The 17,839-nt window shown below is 30.2% G+C and carries 19 protein-coding genes and 1 tRNA gene; 18 read left to right on the forward strand and 2 right to left on the reverse strand.

What is annotated here, in order from left to right:
* The first annotated feature begins 12 nt into the window (after positions 1-12).
* A complete protein-coding gene (gene putP / locus L8X36_RS04415) occupies positions 13-1,494 on the forward strand; it encodes a sodium/proline symporter PutP (protein WP_263678549.1) in 1,482 nt (493 codons plus the stop codon).
* Positions 1,495-1,511: 17 nt separating this feature from the next.
* Here the strand turns inward: putP and yedF are convergent, their stop codons facing one another.
* A complete protein-coding gene (yedF, locus tag L8X36_RS04420) occupies positions 1,512-1,739 on the reverse strand; it encodes a sulfurtransferase-like selenium metabolism protein YedF (RefSeq protein WP_263682724.1) in 228 nt (75 codons plus the stop codon).
* The gene (gene yedE, locus L8X36_RS04425; RefSeq protein ID WP_263682726.1) at positions 1,736-2,950 is read right to left on the reverse strand and encodes a selenium metabolism membrane protein YedE/FdhT; all 1,215 of its coding nucleotides are present in this window, start codon (positions 2,948-2,950) and stop codon (positions 1,736-1,738) included. The genes yedF and yedE overlap by 4 nt, the downstream gene beginning before the upstream one ends.
* Positions 2,951-3,108: 158 nt before the next feature.
* On the opposite strand from yedE, the gene L8X36_RS04430 reads away from it, so the two are divergent.
* The 17 genes from L8X36_RS04430 to L8X36_RS04510 all read left to right on the forward strand — a co-directional run bounded on the left by L8X36_RS04430 (position 3,109) and on the right by L8X36_RS04510 (position 17,691).
* A tRNA-Sec gene (locus L8X36_RS04430) sits at positions 3,109-3,206 on the forward strand.
* 24 nt (positions 3,207-3,230) lie between these two features.
* The gene (locus tag L8X36_RS04435; protein ID WP_263682728.1) at positions 3,231-4,481 is read left to right on the forward strand and encodes an adenylosuccinate synthase; all 1,251 of its coding nucleotides are present in this window, start codon (positions 3,231-3,233) and stop codon (positions 4,479-4,481) included.
* Positions 4,478-4,897 carry a flagellar FliJ family protein gene (locus tag L8X36_RS04440; protein WP_263682730.1) on the forward strand — a complete coding sequence of 140 codons (420 nt, stop codon included), beginning with the start codon at positions 4,478-4,480 and terminating at the stop codon, positions 4,895-4,897. Before L8X36_RS04435 ends, L8X36_RS04440 begins: the two co-directional genes overlap by 4 nt.
* Entirely contained in the window at positions 4,897-5,412 is a 516-nt protein-coding gene (locus tag L8X36_RS04445) for a MotE family protein (protein WP_412174992.1), read from the forward strand. Before L8X36_RS04440 ends, L8X36_RS04445 begins: the two co-directional genes overlap by 1 nt.
* 61 nt (positions 5,413-5,473) lie before the next feature.
* Positions 5,474-6,025 (forward strand): DUF507 family protein, encoded by a 552-nt coding sequence (locus tag L8X36_RS04450; RefSeq protein WP_039617626.1) that lies wholly within the window; start codon positions 5,474-5,476, stop codon positions 6,023-6,025.
* Positions 6,022-7,140, forward strand: a complete 1,119-nt coding sequence (gene carA, locus L8X36_RS04455) for a glutamine-hydrolyzing carbamoyl-phosphate synthase small subunit (RefSeq protein ID WP_263682731.1) — start codon at positions 6,022-6,024, stop codon at positions 7,138-7,140. The genes L8X36_RS04450 and carA overlap by 4 nt, the downstream gene beginning before the upstream one ends.
* Entirely contained in the window at positions 7,137-7,799 is a 663-nt protein-coding gene (locus L8X36_RS04460) for a sulfite exporter TauE/SafE family protein (protein WP_263663809.1), read from the forward strand. The genes carA and L8X36_RS04460 overlap by 4 nt, the downstream gene beginning before the upstream one ends.
* 123 nt (positions 7,800-7,922) lie before the next feature.
* Entirely contained in the window at positions 7,923-9,389 is a 1,467-nt protein-coding gene (ccoN, locus tag L8X36_RS04465) for a cytochrome-c oxidase, cbb3-type subunit I (RefSeq protein ID WP_263682733.1), read from the forward strand.
* Positions 9,390-9,400: 11 nt separating this feature from the next.
* Entirely contained in the window at positions 9,401-10,066 is a 666-nt protein-coding gene (ccoO, locus tag L8X36_RS04470; RefSeq protein ID WP_263682735.1) for a cytochrome-c oxidase, cbb3-type subunit II, read from the forward strand.
* Between the two features lie 8 nt (positions 10,067-10,074).
* Complete coding sequence (locus L8X36_RS04475) at positions 10,075-10,278, forward strand: cytochrome c oxidase, cbb3-type, CcoQ subunit (protein ID WP_039617636.1); 204 nt, start codon at positions 10,075-10,077, stop codon at positions 10,276-10,278.
* Positions 10,278-11,156: a cytochrome-c oxidase, cbb3-type subunit III gene (gene ccoP / locus L8X36_RS04480; protein WP_220516176.1), complete on the forward strand. Its 879-nt coding sequence runs from the start codon at positions 10,278-10,280 to the stop codon at positions 11,154-11,156. The genes L8X36_RS04475 and ccoP overlap by 1 nt, the downstream gene beginning before the upstream one ends.
* The gene (locus tag L8X36_RS04485; RefSeq protein ID WP_039617641.1) at positions 11,156-11,368 is read left to right on the forward strand and encodes a DUF4006 family protein; all 213 of its coding nucleotides are present in this window, start codon (positions 11,156-11,158) and stop codon (positions 11,366-11,368) included. Before ccoP ends, L8X36_RS04485 begins: the two co-directional genes overlap by 1 nt.
* Positions 11,369-11,370: 2 nt before the next feature.
* Positions 11,371-11,472 carry a hypothetical protein gene (locus tag L8X36_RS04490; protein WP_149062088.1) on the forward strand — a complete coding sequence of 34 codons (102 nt, stop codon included), beginning with the start codon at positions 11,371-11,373 and terminating at the stop codon, positions 11,470-11,472.
* Positions 11,469-12,044: a hypothetical protein gene (locus L8X36_RS04495; RefSeq protein ID WP_263682738.1), complete on the forward strand. Its 576-nt coding sequence runs from the start codon at positions 11,469-11,471 to the stop codon at positions 12,042-12,044. Before L8X36_RS04490 ends, L8X36_RS04495 begins: the two co-directional genes overlap by 4 nt.
* On the forward strand, positions 12,045-12,557 hold the full coding sequence (locus L8X36_RS04500) for a FixH family protein (protein WP_263682740.1): 513 nt from the start codon (positions 12,045-12,047) through the stop codon (positions 12,555-12,557).
* Positions 12,557-14,947, forward strand: coding sequence for a PD-(D/E)XK nuclease family protein (locus L8X36_RS04505; RefSeq protein WP_263682742.1), 2,391 nt, complete (start codon positions 12,557-12,559; stop codon positions 14,945-14,947). Before L8X36_RS04500 ends, L8X36_RS04505 begins: the two co-directional genes overlap by 1 nt.
* Positions 14,944-17,691, forward strand: a complete 2,748-nt coding sequence (locus tag L8X36_RS04510) for a RecB-like helicase (RefSeq protein ID WP_263682744.1) — start codon at positions 14,944-14,946, stop codon at positions 17,689-17,691. The genes L8X36_RS04505 and L8X36_RS04510 overlap by 4 nt, the downstream gene beginning before the upstream one ends.
* Positions 17,692-17,839 lie beyond the last annotated feature (148 nt).

Below are 17,839 nucleotides of genomic sequence, written 5' to 3' on the forward strand. Positions count from 1 at the left end.
AAAGGAGATAAAATGGAGGTTGTTCAAATTAATACTCAAATTGCGATAATGTTTGTCGCTTATTCAGCATTAATGCTTTTTATCGGATTTTATTTTTATAAACAAAATAAAAATTCAGAGGACTATTTTTTAGGTGGTCGTTCTATGGGGCCGGTAGTTTCAGCACTTAGTGCTGGAGCTTCTGATATGAGTGGATGGCTTTTAATGGGTTTGCCAGGAGCTTTATATGTAAGTGGCTTAGCTGAAAGTTATATTGCAATAGGTCTTAGTATAGGAGCGTTTTTAAACTGGGCCTTTATAGCAAAAAGACTTAGAATTTATACTAGCGTGATTGCAAATTCTATTACCATTCCAGATTATTTTGAGACAAGGTTTGATGATGATAAGCATATATTAAGAGTGGTTTGTGCTATTGTTATTTTAATTTTCTTTACTTTTTATGTTTCTTCAGGACTTGTAGGTGGAGCAAAACTTTTTGAAGCAACTTTTGGAATTCAATATGATTATGCTTTAACCACAGGAACTGTGATTATAGTTGCTTATACATTTTTGGGTGGATATAAGGCAGTTTGTTGGACGGATTTGATTCAGGGTTTATTAATGATGAGTGCCTTGATTATCGTGCCTATAGTGATGATTTATCATTTGGGTGGCTTTAGTGAAGCTGTTAATATAGTCAAAGAAATTAAGCCAAATACTTTTTCTATGGGAGAAGGATTAAGCTTTTTAGGCATAGTTTCAGCGCTTTCTTGGGGGCTTGGATATTTTGGTCAGCCACATATTTTGGTGCGTTTTATGTCTATACGCTCAACTAAAGACATCCCAACTGCTACTTTTGTAGGAATTTCTTGGATGGTTATATCTTTAATTGGTGCTTGTTTGATAGGTGTTTTAGGTATAGCTTATGTGAGTAAATTTGAACTTAGTTTACAAGATCCTGAAAAGATTTTTATCGTAATGTCACAATTACTTTTTAATCCTTGGATAGCAGGTATTTTATTAAGCGCTATTTTGGCAGCTATTATGAGTACAGCAAGTTCACAATTGCTTGTTTCAAGTTCGACTATAGCAGAAGATTTTTATAAAAGAATTTTCAATAAAGAAGCGTCTAATAAAATGGTAATGACTTTAGGTAGATTTGGTGTTTTAGCAGTGGCTGTGATAGCTTTTGTTATTTCTACTGATAAAAACTCAAGCGTATTAAGCATAGTAGCTTATGCTTGGGCAGGGTTTGGAGCAAGTTTTGGTTCTGTAATGCTCTTTTCGTTATTTTGGTCAAAAATGACTAGATATGCTGCTATTGCAGGTATGATTACAGGCGCAGTTGTGGTTGTAGCATATAAAAATTTCTTGGCTGAGTGGCTTAATTTTCCTATTTATGAAATCATTCCAGGATTTTTAGCTGCATCTATTGTGATTGTTTTAGTGAGCTTGGTTACAAAAGTGCGTCCAGGAACTAAAGCAGCTTATGAAACAATGTTAAAACATCTTTAATATATATTCAAAAGCCTTTAAGGCTTTTGAATTAAAAATCTAAGCGTTGGACCATCTTGATTTATTTCTAGAATTTCAAAACCACGATTTTTAGCATCTTGAGGTATAGAATTGATACTTTGCGGGCAATCACATAAAATTTCTAAGACTTCACCTGATTTTAGTTCTTTTAAGGCTTCAATAGTAGCTATAGCAGGGTATGGACAAGCCTCACCTTCTAAATTTAAACTATAATGAATAATCATATTTTTCCTTTTTTATTTTGTTTGAAAAAGAATGATTTTTTAAACTTTAATATAAATAAAAATAAAATTGCAAATAAAGTTAAATTGATTACTAAGCCATTAAAATAACCAAATTCATTTAAAAGATGAATCTTTACTCCACCTGTTAAGAAATTTGGAAAATAATCGTAGCTTAAAGCTAATATCATAGTGCCAATAATATTTGCAATACCCACTATAATAAAATGACTTTGTCCTTCACAAGCTCGATACATCCAGCCACACTCGCATCCTCCGGCAAAAACTATCCCAAAGCCAAATAAAAAAGCACCTAAAGCAATATTTGGTGATATTTCTATTATTTTGTTAGTGTGCCCTTGTAAGATAAATGCAAAAGCTATTAAACAAGCTATAATCATACCTATTAAAGCACCCTTTATGGCATTATCCCTACCAAATAAAAATAAATCTCTAAAGCAAGAAGTAAAGCAAATTTGAGCTCTAGATATGATAAAACCAAAAACAAAGCCAAATATTAACGCTAAAGGAAGAATACTTTCTTTGTTTTTAATATTTAAAGGCTGTTTTTGTAGTATAAATACAACATAAGTTATAAAAATTATAAATACACCAAGTCCTATATAAAAATATATCTTTGCAGTTTTATTTTGTGTTTTTAACGGTTGGTTTTCTTTACATACACGTTGTAATTTAGCTTTTGGTTTAAAAGGTGATAGATTGCAAACTTTAACAGCTAAATAAATCCCTAAAATCATAAATAAGGTAAAAACCCAAGTATGCAAAGAAAAATAAGGTAAACCTGTAAAAAAATTTGCCAAGTTGCAACCAAAGGCAAGTCTTGCACCAAAACCAGATAAAATTCCACCTATAATAGCTTGAAAAATTCGAATTTTGCTAGCAGGTAAGCGCCATTTGAATTTATTTGCTAAAAATGCAGCGCTTAAACACCCTATAAACATACCTATAAGCATAATACCATCAATTCTTGTTAAGGGGCTGCCACTTAAATTTTGCTTTTGATAATAAGAATAAGAGCTTAAGTCCATACCAAAAAATTCTAAAAACTCTCCGCCCCAGCGCGTCATTTCGCCAGTGACTGCCCAAACGCTACCAAAAATTCCAAAATAAATAGCACTTAAAATTCCAAGCATAATCATGCCTTTGGAATTATCCCAAAAATTTATAAAAAAAGATTGTTTGAAAGAATGCATTGTTGTATCCAAAAATTGTGATTGTCAAAACTTGACACTAATAAAGTTAGCATTATAGCTAATAAATTTATACAAAATAAAATATTATTAAAAATAGTTTCAATTTTACGTATTTGGTTTTTGTTTTAATTAAAAATATTAAGATATAATATCTTTTTGGAAGGTTAGCTTATCTGGTGATGGCCACTGACTTCAAATCAGATGAAAGGGTAGTTGACTACTTTTTGGGGAGTTCGATTCTCTCACCTTCTCGCCAAATTTAAGTCAAAATGGAGTTTTCATGAGTAAAGCAGATATTGTCGTTGGTATCCAATGGGGTGATGAGGGTAAAGGTAAGATAGTTGATAAACTATGTGAAAATTATGATTATGTTTGCAGGAGTGCAGGCGGACATAATGCAGGTCACACTATATGGGTTGATGGTATAAGATATGCTTTACATTTAATGCCATCAGGTGTTTTGAATAAGCAATGTATTAATGTTATAGGAAATGGAGTTGTAGTTAATCCCGATGTATTAATTAGCGAAATGGCTCAATTTGAAAATTTAGAAGGAAGATTATTTATAAGTGATAGAGCTCATTTAAATTTAAATCATCATGCTTTGATTGATCAAGCAAGAGAAAGACTTAAAGGCGATAAAGCTATAGGAACAACAGGCAAAGGCATAGGGCCAAGCTATGAAGATAAAATAAGTCGCAATGGACATAGAGTAGGGGAATTGCTAGAGCCTGAAAAACTTTGTGAAAATTTAATGAAAGATTTTGAACTTAAAAAAACTTATTTTGATGTTTTAGGTATTGCAATGCCTAGTTATGATGAAATTTTAAAAGATTTAAAACGCTTTAAAGAAGTGCTAGCGCCATATATTACAGATACCACGAGAATGCTTTGGAAAGCTTTGGATGAGGATAAAAAAGTATTGTTAGAAGGTGCACAAGGATCAATGCTTGATATTGATCATGGAACTTATCCTTATGTTACTAGTTCAACGACTATTTCAGCTGGGGCTTTAAGTGGTTTGGGTTTAAATCCAAAAGAAATTGGAAAAGTTATAGGTATAGTAAAAGCTTATACAACAAGAGTGGGAAATGGAGCTTTTCCAAGTGAAGATTTAGGTGAAAATGGTGAAAAAATAGGACTTATTGGTAAAGAAATCGGTGTAAGTACAGGTAGAAAAAGAAGATGTGGTTGGTTTGATGCGGTTGCGGTAAGATATACTGCAAGATTAAATGGCTTAGATACTTTATCATTGATGAAACTTGATGTGTTAGATGGTTTTGAAAGTGTTAAAATTTGTAAAGCTTATGAGTATAAGGGGCAAGAAATAGACTATGTGCCTTGTGATTTAGAAAATGCTAAACCTATTTATGAAGTAATGGAAGGTTGGGATAAAGTTGCAGGGATTAGGGATTATGATTTGTTACCTGAAAATGCTAAAAAATATATTAAGCGTTTGGAAGAATTAAGTGGTGTTAAAGTAGGTTATATCTCTACAAGCCCTGAAAGAGAAGATACTATCATTTTATGAAAAGCAAATATTCTTCTGTGATTAAGCTTAGAAAACAACAGCTTGATAAAGCAGAAGCAAATTTAACCAAAACAAGACAAAAGCTTTTGCAGTGTGAAGAAGAGCTTAAAGAAGCTTCAAAAACTTGCGAAAGCTTAACTTTAGCCGATAAGGGTTCGATAGCTTTGTTAAGATCGTCTTTAAAATTGCAAGAAATTGCAAGAGAAGGCAAGCAAAGGGTTAAACAAAAATTGGATTTAACCAAAAAAGAATTAGCGCATCATCAGCATTTATATAAAAAAGCTCATTTGGAATTTGAAAAAATCAAAGTTTTAGAAAATGAAGAATTAAAAAAGATTCAAAAAACCTTACAAAAAGAAGAAGAAAAATTTATAGATGAACTTGCTATAACAAGGCATTTTAATAAGGATAAATAATGAAAAAAATAATATTTTTATTAATTTTTTTAAATTTTGTAAATGCGCAACAAAATTGTGAGCAATATTTTGAAGCAAGAAAAGAACAAATGCAAGAACAAATTAGAGAATATGACGAGGCAAGACAAAGTTTAGAAGCATATAGGGCATCTTTTGAAGCTTTGCAAAAAGAAAAAATGCAAGCTTTGGTACAAAAAGAAGCTGATATTAATGCAAGTTTAGAACAAATCAAAAGCTTAAAAGAACAAAATGAACGTATATTGAAAGCAACTAGAGAAAATCTCCAAGCGATTAATGATAAAACTATGGGGCGTATTACAGAAATCTATGCAAAAATGAAAGATGTGGCTGTTGCAGGTATATTAAGTGAAATGGAACCTGATGAAGCTTCAAAAATTCTACTTTCGCTAGATCCTAGAAAAATTTCATCCATTATGGCAAAAATGGAACCTAAGAAAGCTTCAGATTTAACACTACTTTTGAAAAATTTAGATCAAAATGCAAGTTCGCAGTAAGTTTTAAGCAGTTTTTACCTTTTTTTTAGTATTATTTCAATAAAAATAAAAAGGTGAATAAATGCGTATCAAACCAGCTCACATACCTTATATAGCAAATAAAATAATACTTGATTTAATGCATTCTTCTTTTGTTAAAATTAAAGATGATAGTCAAAAACTTTTAAAAATAGCAAAAGAGATTATAGAAATAGATGTTTTAAACGAGCGTAAGCTTGATGAAAAAGCAAAAGAGCTTTTAGAAAGCCAGGAAGATGAAATCGAGTTCATGCAAATAGATAGAAAAAGTATGTTTTGGATGATTAAGAAAAAATTAGCAAATGAGTTTAAATTTATGCTTGATAGTGAAGATAGATACAATAACCTTTCTCATAAAATTTTAGAAAATTTAGTAGAAGAGGATTTGATAAATTATAATGTATCAGAAAATCGTGTGAAAAATCTCATTTTCTCAAGTATTATGTCTTATTTAAAAGAGTATGAAAATTTAGAAGATTTGGTTTATGAAAAAATTTCAAATTATAAAAGAAAGCTTATCCCAGGTTCTGAAGAATATGAATTGGTGTTTGAAAAGCTTTACCAAGAAGAGCTTAGAAAAAAGGGACTTTTATGAAAGCATATATTTATATAGAAAATGATGTTTTTTTAAGTGCAAAGGCTTTTGGAGAAAGTGGAACTTTTTTTGGTGAGCTTGTTTTTAATACTTCTTTAACGGGCTATCAAGAGATTATTTCTGATCCTTCATATGCGGGTCAATTTGTGGTTTTTTCAATGCCAGAAATTGGTATAGTTGGCGTTAATGATGAAGATAATGAAAGCAAAGAAGTTTTTGCTAGCGGTATGATTATAAGGGAATTAAATGAAGATTATTCTAATTTTAGAGCCAATGATTCTTTGAGTGCTTATTTGAAAAACCATGGCAAAATAGGACTTTGCGAAATTGATACTAGATTTTTGGTTAAAATGATTAGAGATCAAGGAAATTTAAGAGCTATAATATCTACTGAAATTAAAGACAAAGAAGAGCTTAAGAAAATGCTTCTTTCTAGTGCTAAAATCGATGAGGTAAATTATGTAGCACAAGTTAGCACTAAAAGCTCTTATAAGCATAGTAAAGGTGCTTGGAATCATAGCAACAAAACTTATGAGAATGTAAAAGCAAATGGTAAAAAAGTAGCTGTGATTGATTATGGTGTAAAAGAAAATATTTTAAATGAACTTGTGAGTGTAGGACTTGAAGTAGAGGTTTTTCCTTATAATACCAAGGCAAAAGATTTGATTGATTTATACCAAAAAGGTGCAATTCATGGGGTATTTTTATCCAATGGACCAGGTGAGCCAAAAATTTTAAAAGATGAAATTGCAGAGATTAAAAAATTAGCAGAAGCAAAAATTCCTATGCTAGGTATTTGTTTAGGGCACCAGCTTTTAAGTAATGCATTTGGTTATGAAACTTATAAGATGAAATTTGGTCAACATGGAGCAAATCATCCAGTAATTAATCTTACAAATAATACAGTAGAAATCACAGCGCAAAATCACAACTATAATGTTCCTGAAGAAATAGCAGAGGTTGCAACAATTACTCATAGAAATTTATTTGGTGATAATGTAGAGGGTGTAAAATACAAAAATTATCCTATCATTTCAGTACAACATCACCCAGAAAGCTCCTCAGGACCACATGAGAGCAAATACATCTTTAAAGAATTTTTAGAGCTTTTGTGAATTTAGATTTTATTGCTTTAGCGAGTATAGCTTTTCTTTCTAGCTTTGGACATTGTTATGGAATGTGCGGAGGTTTTATTTTAGCTTATACTCAGCTTTCAAAGCAGATCAAACTCCCTTTTTCTCTTTTGATTTTCTCTTATCATTTATCTAGAATTTTTGCCTATGTTTGTTTGGGCGTATTTTTTGGATTTTTTGGAAATTTATTTTCTTTTAGCGAATTTGCAAAAGGTATAATGCTTTTTACTATCGGGATTTTTATGGTGGTTTTAGCTTTTGCTTTAATTTTTAAAGGAAAATTGTTAGCTTTTTTTGAAAGCTCTTTAATTTTTGACTGTGTCATTAAAAAAAACATTTCAAGATTAATTCAAAATAAGTCTTTAAAAAGTACTATTTTTTTAGGCTTTTTAAATGGTTTTGTACCTTGTGGCTTGGTATATTTTTATATAGCTTTTGGAATGAGTGTACAAAATGTATACTTATCAGCGTTAATTATGCTTGTTTTTGGACTTTCAACACTGCCTGCTTTGGTATTTTTTGCTTATTTTTCTAAAACACTGAGTGAAAAATTTCAAAAAACAGCTAGTTTGATTTCTTATATTTTAATATTTTTTTATGGCTTGTATTTTTCTTATATAGGTTTTTCTTTAACTCGATAAAATTTATTATTTACTTATAATTCTTAATAGATGATTAATCATTGTGATTTTAAGCTAAAAAAGATGATAATTATCATATAATATAGTGATTGCATATTGCAGAAAAAAACTTAAGGAGAGGAAATGCACCCAGGAAATGCATTAAACTATGACTATACGGTTGCTAAATATTTTATGTTTGCTACCTTATTGTTTGGTGTTATTGGTATGGCTATTGGAACGCTTATTGCCTTTCAAATGGCTTATCCGGATTTAAACTATTTAGCTGGTGAGTATGGCACTTTTTCAAGACTTAGACCATTGCACACTTCAGGTGTAATTTTTGGTTTTATGCTCTCAGGAATTTGGGCTACTTGGTATTATATTGGTCAGCGTGTGCTAAAAGTTAGTATGGCAGAATCAAGCTTTTTAATGTTTGTTGGCAAACTACATTTTTGGCTTTATATGATCACTATGATTATAGCTGTTATTACTTTGTTTGCAGGTATTAGTACTTCAAAAGAATACGCAGAGCTTGAATGGCCACTTGATATATTGGTAGTTTTAGTTTGGATTTTATGGGGTGTAAGTATTTTTGGGCTTATTGGAATTCGCCGTGAAAAAACTTTATACGTTTCACTTTGGTATTATATAGCTACCTTCTTAGGTATAGCAATGCTTTATCTATTTAATAATATGGCTGTACCAACATACTTTGTAAGTGGAATGGGCGATTGGTGGCATAGTGTTTCTATGTATGCAGGAACTAATGATGCGTTAGTTCAATGGTGGTATGGACACAATGCTGTTGCATTTGTATTTACTGTTGGTATTATTGCTCAAATTTATTATTTCTTACCAAAAGAAAGTGGTCAGCCAATTTTCTCATATAAGTTATCTTTATTTGCGTTTTGGGGCTTAATGTTTGTTTATCTATGGGCAGGTGGACACCACTTGATTTATTCTACTGTGCCTGATTGGATGCAAACTATGGGTTCAGTTTTTTCAATTGTACTTATTTTACCTTCTTGGGGTTCAGCAATTAATATCTTGCTTACTATGAAAGGTGAGTGGAGTCAACTAAGAGAAAGTCCGTTGATTAAATTTATGATTTTAGCTTCAACTTTCTATATGTTCTCAACTTTAGAAGGTCCTATTCTTTCTATTAAATCAGTTAATGCATTAGCACACTTTACAGATTGGATTCCGGGACATGTTCATGATGGTACTTTAGGTTGGGTTGGCTTTATGACTATGGCAGCACTTTATCATATGGTGCCTAGAATGTTTAAAAGAGAACTATATAGCAAATCATTAATGGAAGCTCAATTTTGGATTCAAACTACAGGTATAGTATTGTACTTTAGTTCTATGTGGATAGCAGGTATTACTCAAGGTATGATGTGGAGAGCTACTGATGAGTATGGTAACTTACTTTATACTTTCATTGATACTGTTGAAGCTATTGTTCCTTATTATTGGATTAGAGCTGTGGGTGGCTTGTTATACTTAGTAGGATTTTTCATGTTTGTTTATAATATTTATAAATCAATTTCAGTGGGTAGAGTGCTTGATAAAGAGCCAAAAAGTGCTTCACCTATGGCAGCATAAGGAGGAAAAATATGTTTAGTTGGTTAGAAAAAAATCCATTCTTTTTTGCTGTGGCAGTATTTATAGTGATTGCATATGCAGGTATTGTAGAAGTTTTACCTGATTTTGCTCAGAATGCAAGACCAATTGAAGGTAAAAAGCCTTATACAGTTTTACAACTTGCAGGACGTCATGCTTATATTAAAGAAAGTTGTAATGCATGTCATTCACAACTTATTCGTCCTTTTAAATCAGAAACAGATCGTTATGGCATGTATTCAGTTAGTGGCGAATATGCTTATGATAGACCATTTTTATGGGGCTCAAAAAGAACAGGGCCTGATTTATTGCGTATAGGTAATTTTAGAACAACAGATTGGCATGAAAATCACATGTGGGATCCAGTTTCAGTTGTCCCTGGTTCTATTATGCCAGCTTATAAACATATGTTTAGCAATAATGCAAATATAGAAACAGCTTATGCAGAAGCACTAACTGTAAAAAAAGTTTTCAATGTGCCTTATGATACTGAAAATGGTACAAAACTAGGTACTTGGGAAGAGGCTCAAGCAGAAGTTAAAGCAGAAGCTCAAGTTATAGTAGATCAAATGAAAAATCAAGATGTTAAAGATGCGTTTGCTAGAGGTGAAATTAGAGAGATTGTAGCTTTGATTGCGTATCTTAACAGCTTAAAATAGGAAAAACTATGGATTTAGAACTAATAAGAGAGCTACAAGCTTATGGTTTTTTTGCTCTTGTAGTATTTTTAGTGGTAGTTTTGTATTCTTATTGGTTTCATTTGTATAGATCTGAAAAAACAGGTAGAAGAAACTATGAAAAATACGCTGATTTGGCATTGCATGATGAAATCAGCGATCGTGTTTTAGAGCAAAATAAAAGGAGTGCTTAATGCAATGGTTGAATTTACAAGATAATGTTAATTTATTATCTTTTATCGGAGCAATTCTTATCATACTAATTACGCTTGTTGTGGTAGGAAAATTGTTTAAAAGTATGAAAGAAGAAAAGAGCCAAGGTGAACTAAGCGAGCATAGTTGGGATGGTATAGGTGAGTTTAAAAATCCTATACCACTTGGTTGGGCTGTAGTGTTTTTCTTAGCTATAGTATGGTGTATATGGTATTTTCTTTGGGGATATCCTTTAAATAGTTATTCTCAAATTGGTGAGTATAATAAAGAAGTACAAGCACATAATGAAAAATTTGCACAAAAATTTGCAAATTTAAGTGCACAAGATAAACAAGAAATGGGTAAGAATATTTTCTTGGTTCAATGTTCTTCTTGTCATGGTATTACAGGTGATGGTATTAATGGAAAAGCACAAAATCTTAACATTTGGGGTTCAGAAGAAGGGCTTATAGAGGTAATTACTAAAGGTTCTAAGGGTATGAATTATCCTATGGGTGAAATGTTAAGTGCAGCTGATAATGGCATAGATGAGGCTGATATCCCTGCAATTGCTGCCTATGTTGCTTCTGAAATTTCAGCAATTAAAAAAACTGAAAATCCTCAACTTGTAGCAAAAGGAAAAGAACTTTTTGCAACTTGTACGGTGTGTCATGGTGAAGATGGAAAAGGAACTATTGATGGGCAATTGGTTGCTCCGGATTTGACAAAATATGGCAGTGCTGAGTTTGTAGTAGATGTTTTAAATCGTGGTAAAGCAGGTAGTATAGGTGTAATGCCTCATTTTAATAATGGTTTATTAAATGAGCTTCAAAAAGAAGCAGTTAGCGAATATGCAATTTCTCTTTCAAGGGGTGAATAATGGAAAATTCAAATAGATGTGTATTTTCACTTTCGGGTGTTAGTGGAATGTTAATAGCAACTGTTTTATTGCTATCGATTCTAGCTGGACTTACTGTTTGGGGTCTTAAAACACAGCAAGATGTTATGCAAAAACCTTATAAAATAGAAAATGCAGAGCAAATTAAAATGTTTGACTCTAAAAGAGAAGAACATATCATCATAAAGGAATGATTATGGCAAAAGTTCTTGAATACTTAATCATAGCTGGCTTAGTTGTAGCAGCAGGAGTTACTGCTTGGTCAGTTTTAACTGTAAATCACCTTTTTATAGGATGAAAAATATATTTAAAGGCGGTTTTTTAACCGCCGTTTTTATTTGCTTTGCTAATTTCTTACATGCTGAAATACTATTAAATGACAATATCTTAAATACTGCAATAGAACAAAATATTACTTCAAGCTCTAAGCAAATTCGTGAGTTAACCGGAGTAAATATCGCTTTGGTATTAAGTGATAAAAAAGATTTTGAAAGTTTAAAGAGCTATGAAGCTAATTTGAGCAAGCCATATATTTTGCTTGTGTTTTCTAAAGCTTCACATAAGGTGGATATACTTGCAAGTGATGATGCTTTAGCTTTTTTTGATAAAGAAGGTGTTTTGAGTCCTTACCCTGAAAAAGGAACGATTTTGCCTATACTTGCAAATCCTAAACAAAAAGACATTTACAATGCTGCTATTTTAAATGGTTATGCAGATATTGCTGATCAAGTGGCAAATCATTTTAATATAAAGCCTTTTTATGGAAATTCAAATCGTGATACTTTAAATATCATGAGAATTTTAATTTATGGTTTTTTATGTGTCGCAATTTTGATGCTAGTTCAAAGAAAAATCAAAAGGAGAAGATAAATGCAAAATCAGAAAACATTTTGGCCTTATGGCATTTTGATTTCTTTAGGGCTTATTGTTATAGCTTGTATTGTAACGATTTTTATTGCAAGCAAAGCCCCTGTGTATGAAGATAATTTTTATTTTGATTCTTATCAAAATGTAGAATTAAATTATAATGAAATTCAAAACAGACAAAAGACTTTTGATGAAAATTTTAAATTAAGCATTAAAGATAAAGAAAGCTTTATGCATAAGAAAAATCAAGTTTATTATATTAATGAAGGGCAAAATGAACTTAGGATTGCGATTGAAAATTTAAAAGATTATGATTTAAGTAAGCTTCAAATTCAAACTTTACTTTCACGTCCACATACAAATGTAAATGATGAGAATTTACAAGCAAGACTAGAAGGAAGTGATTTGGTGTTTGATTTTAATATTAAAGAAAAAGGTGCATGGCAAATACTTTTAAAAATCACTCAAGATGAAAATAGCGTAGGATTTTTTAAATTCTTTTTACAGACTAAATAATGAAGCTTTTTGTTTTTAGCTCACTAAGAGCTTTAAGAAAATATTATGAGAAAAAACTACAAATAGACACTTTAGTAGATCCGGCTATGAGTATAGCTGAATTTATGCAAAAATTAGTTTTTTCTCCACATTTTCAAGCAACTCATTATGAGTGTTTGCTTTTGATGAAAAAGGCTTGCGAACAAACTAAAAATTTAGAGCAAAGTTTAAAAATACCGAGTAATTTTTTTGCATTTTTAAAAAACAATGCTTATTTATTTAGTTTTTTTAAAGAACTTAGCTTGGAGAAAAAGGACATTAGTACTTTAAAAAATTATGACGCTTATGCACAGTATGATGAACATTTGCAAATTTTAGAAGAGCTTTTTAAAAATTATCTTACCCTATTACATGAACAAAATTTATATGATGATATTTCTTTAGTATTAGATTATGAAATTAATAATGATTTTTTAAAAAATTATGATGAGATTATTTTTGATTTTCAAGGTTTTTTGAATGCTTTTGAAGTAGAGCTTTTGTTAAAAGTTAAAGAAATACTTCCTCTTAAAGTGCAATTTAATTGTACTAAATTTAACAAAGATTTTTTAAGTTCTCTTAGCTTTTTACAAGGGCTTTCTCTTAAGGAAAATCATGTGTATTTATATGATGTAAACCAAGCACAAATATTACAAGAGTGTCCTTTTGTACAAGAAAATAAAATCACTTATAAAAGTTTTAATTTACGGTCTTTGCAAGCTGCTTTTGTTTTTGAAAAAATTAACAGCTTTTTAAAAGCTGGTATTAGCGCAAAAGATATTGTAGTGATTACTCCTGATGAGAACTTTGTAGATATTTTAAGACTTTATGATAAAAACAATGTATTAAACTATGCCAATGGGGAAAGTATCAAACATACGCTTTTTTATCATAGATTAAAGACTTTATATGAAAGTGCTAAAGATGATGAGTTTGAGTATGAGCTGAGTGAAGATTTTTTTGATAGGCAAAAGTTAAACAAGCACCTATGTAATTTGCATTTTTATCCTTCTGGTATTGATTTTATAGAGTTTAGAAAGCTTTTTGATGAAAATATCTCTTTTGATTTTTTTGAAAACTTCATCCATAATTTGCTAGAAGATATTAACAATCAAGAATTGCAAGATTGTATCTATCAAGAGCTTGCATTCATTAAAGAACTTATAAAAACACATACTTTAAGTTTTAAGCAAATTTTAGAGTTATTTTTCATGCAAATTGACAATAAAAAACTAAGCAGTGTTGGCGGTGGTGAAGTTACTGTAATGGGGCTTTTAGAAAGTAGGGGGCTCAGCTTTGATGGGGTGATTATAGTTGATTTTAATGATGAGTTTATCCCTAAAAGAGTTTCAAGTGAGTTATTTTTAAATAATGAAATTCGAAAAAAAGCAGGACTTATTACTCATGCTCAAAGAGAAAATTTACAAAGACATTATTATTATACCCTAATAGCCAAGGCAAAATTAGTAGGAATTTCTTATGTAGAGAATGAAGAAAAAATCAAGTCAAGATTTTTAAGTGAGCTTGATTTTTTACTCATAGAGGATAAAACATACAGTGACAATGCCTATATCAAATACTTTCAAACACACAAGTGCGATTTTAACCTTGAGCCAATTACACATATAATGGCTAAGCATGATTATTTTAGTAAAGAGCTTACTTTTACGAGATTCCACCTTTTGATAAATTATGGCTTAGATTATTATTATAAATATGTCTTAGGACTAAAAGAACCAAAAGAATTAGAAGATACTCTTAGGGCGAATGAGCTAGGAAGTTTTATTCATAAAGCTTTAGAAAAATACTATAAACAAAACAAAAAAGCAAAATATTTTGACTATGAAAAATTTATGGATATTGTAAAAAATTTGAAAGATTACAAAATCGATGCTTTAAATTTAGCTTTAATACAAGCAATGTTTAAAGAATTTCAAGTGCTTGAAAATGAGCATTTTAAACAAGGTTTTATGGTAAGAGATTGTGAATTTTCACAAAAAAAAGATTTTATCGCTCAAAATGGAGTTAAAATTACTATTTTTGGTCGTTTAGATAGATTAGATGAAAATGAAAATGAAAAATTAGTCATAGATTATAAAACTGGGAAAATAGATGAAAAAACTTACCAGCTTGCTTTTTATAAGTTTTTATTAGAGGGTGTATACCCTTTAGAAAATATAAATGCTTGTTTTTATGATTTAAAAAATATGAAAATCGTTTATGAAAATACTGAAAGTGAAAAGGTGCAAGAGCTTAAAGACATGCTTAATGAGCTTGCAAAAGATCCTTTAGAAAAAGAATTTACTAATCAAAGAAATGATAATACCTATAGTCCTTATACCATGCTTTATAAAAAGGAGTTTAAGCTTTGAGTTGTAATTTTGAGCCTTTTTTGGCCTTAGAAGCTAGTGCAGGAAGTGGAAAAACCTTTGCATTAAGCGTGCGTTTTGTAGCCTTGGTGTTAATGGGAGCTAAGATTAATGAAATTTTAGCTCTTACTTTTACCAATAAAACCACAAGTGAGATGAAAGAAAGGATTTTTAAAACCTTTTTAGAATTTGATGTGCTTGAAAATGGAGAAAATAAAGCAGAATGCAATGAGCTTATGAGAATGCTAGGCAAAAGCAAAGAAGAGCTTGTAGATTTAAGACAAAAGCGTAAAAACGAATTTTTAAGATCTAAACTCAATATCTATACCTTTGATAGTTTTTTTTCGCAAATCATTCGTTCTTTTGCTTTAAATTTAGGTTTTATGAGTGATTTTGAGATCATAGAAAGTCAAGATAGTTATAAAAATTTCATTGCTAAATTAAACGAAGAAGAGCTAAAAAGTCTAGCGTATTACATTATCCAAACAAAAAGCAAAAGTGATTTTTTAAAAAACCTTGAAAATTTATATACCAAACATTGTGATGTTAAGCCAAATCCAAAAGCTTACCTTCCAAGCAAGGCTGCTTTAGAAAAAAATATTGATGAGTTTATAGCTTATGCAAAAAATTTAAGCACAAATAAAAATTATCTTTCAAATTTTAATTTTGAAAGAATGGAAGATTTTTTCGCTAAGCCTATTATTAGTAATTTAGATAAAAATTATTTTACTAAAGTCATTGATAATGAATTTTTACAAAAAAGAGCAGAGCTTATACAAAATGCAAAAGAATATTTTAATCAAATAGAAAATTACCGCATAAGTATGCTTGCAAAGCTTTTGAAGCATTTTAAAGAAGCAAGAAATGAAAACAATACCAAGCAAAATGCATTAACTTTTTCAGATATAGCCTTAAAAACTTATGAATTAATTAGTGATGAGGCTAATAAAGAATTGATTTATTTTAGACTTGATGGATATATTTCTCATTTATTAATCGATGAATTTCAAGATACTAATGTCTTGCAATATCAAATTTTAAAGCCTATTATCGCTGAGCTTGTTTCAGGTGAGGGTGTGAAAAAAAACAGAAGTTTTTTTTATGTAGGCGATAAAAAGCAGAGTATATATGGTTTTAGAGGGGGTAAAAAAGAACTTTTTGATAAGCTTTTAAAAGACTTTCCACAAATTAAACTAGAGCATTTAGATACTAATTATCGTAGTAAAAAAATCATTGTTGATTATGTCAATGACACTTTTAAAGATAAATTTTTTGATAGCTTTTTAAATCCTAGCTTTACTTTGCAAAAAAGCGTTAAAGAAGGCGGGTATGTAGAAATTTTGCAAAATCACATCCCTAGTAAAGATGGTTCTGTTTATGAAGCAAGTGCTAAAGAAGCTTTAAAAATCATCCATAGACTTTTAGAAAAAGGCATTAAGCTTGATGATATTTGCATTTTAGTATGGGTCAATAAAGACGCCACTTTGATTCAAGAATTTCTTGAAGAAAATGGCGTTAAAGCTTATACGCAAAGCAATGTTCCTTTGTTAGATTGTATTAGCGTAAGAGTGCTTTTTGAGTATGCAAAGGCTTGTGTGCTTAAAGATGAGTTTGGTTTGTATTTTGTAAATGATATTTTAAAAAAAGAACTTAGTTATCTTGAGCTTGATATAAACCGCAGTGTAGGTGAAATTTTAAAATACTTGATTGATTATTTAAAGCTTGATCTAAGCGATGTTAATCTTATCGCCTATTTAGAGCATGCAAGTACTTTTGATAATTTTTTTGATTTTTTATTTAGTCCTTGTAAATTAAGTTCTTTACAAGCACAAAATGATGGAGTTAGCATTATGACCGTGCATAAGTCTAAGGGGCTTGAATTTGAAAATTTAATCGTGCTTGATAGACTTAGTAAAAAAGCTCCAGACACTGATACTTTAATGTTTGAGTATGATTTAGAGCAGGGCTGGGAAATAAAATACAGACATAGTGCTAGAGAATACCTTGAAGATGATAGCTATAATGCCTTTTTAGACAAAAGAAAAAAACTCCAAACAGAAGATGAGATAAATTGTTTATATGTAGCACTTACTAGAGCTAAAAATTCTCTTTTTGTTATAAAAAATGATGAAAATTATAAGGGTTTTAAAGGATATTTTAAAGATTATGAAGAAAAGCAAATAGGCATTTTAGAAGAACAACTTTCAAAAACAAATGAGCCTTTGGAAAAATTAGAGCAAATAGAAAGCTTTGAAGAATTTCAAAAGGTAAATTTACAAGAAGTTAAAGTTAAAAACTATTTTACAAGCGAGCAAATACGTTTTGGCTTGGCTTTGCATGAATTTTTACAATATTTTGATTTTAACACTAAAAATAATTTTGAATTTTGTAAGCAAATGGTGTATAAAAAATATCGTTTTTACTTAGATGATGAAGCTTTTGATGAGCTTTTTAAAAGACTTACTATGCTTTTAAAAGATGAGAAATTTAACGCACTTTTAGTGGGTAAAAAGTTACTTAAAGAGCAAATCATCACTTATAAAGGCGAGCAAAAACAGCTTGATATGCTTGCATTTGATGATAATGAAGCTATCATTATAGACTATAAAACAGGTTTAAATTTAAACGAGCATAAAAAGCAAGTTTTACTTTACAAAGAAGCCATAGAAAAAATCTTAACTAAGACTTCCACTAAGGTTTTTTTGGTGTATGTTTTAAAAGATAAAGTGGATGTAATAGAGGTTTAACATTATATAAGATATCTATATCGTTTTATTTTTTAAGTTGTGTATTTTTTCATACTCAATATTTTTCATATAGTGGTAAGAATATTTAAGCTTTAAATATTCTTAAATTAAGTATTAATTAAGTTAAAATAATTATAATCTCATTTTA

The organism is Campylobacter sp. CNRCH_2014_0184h, from assembly GCF_025772985.1.
GTDB lineage: Bacteria > Campylobacterota > Campylobacteria > Campylobacterales > Campylobacteraceae > Campylobacter_D.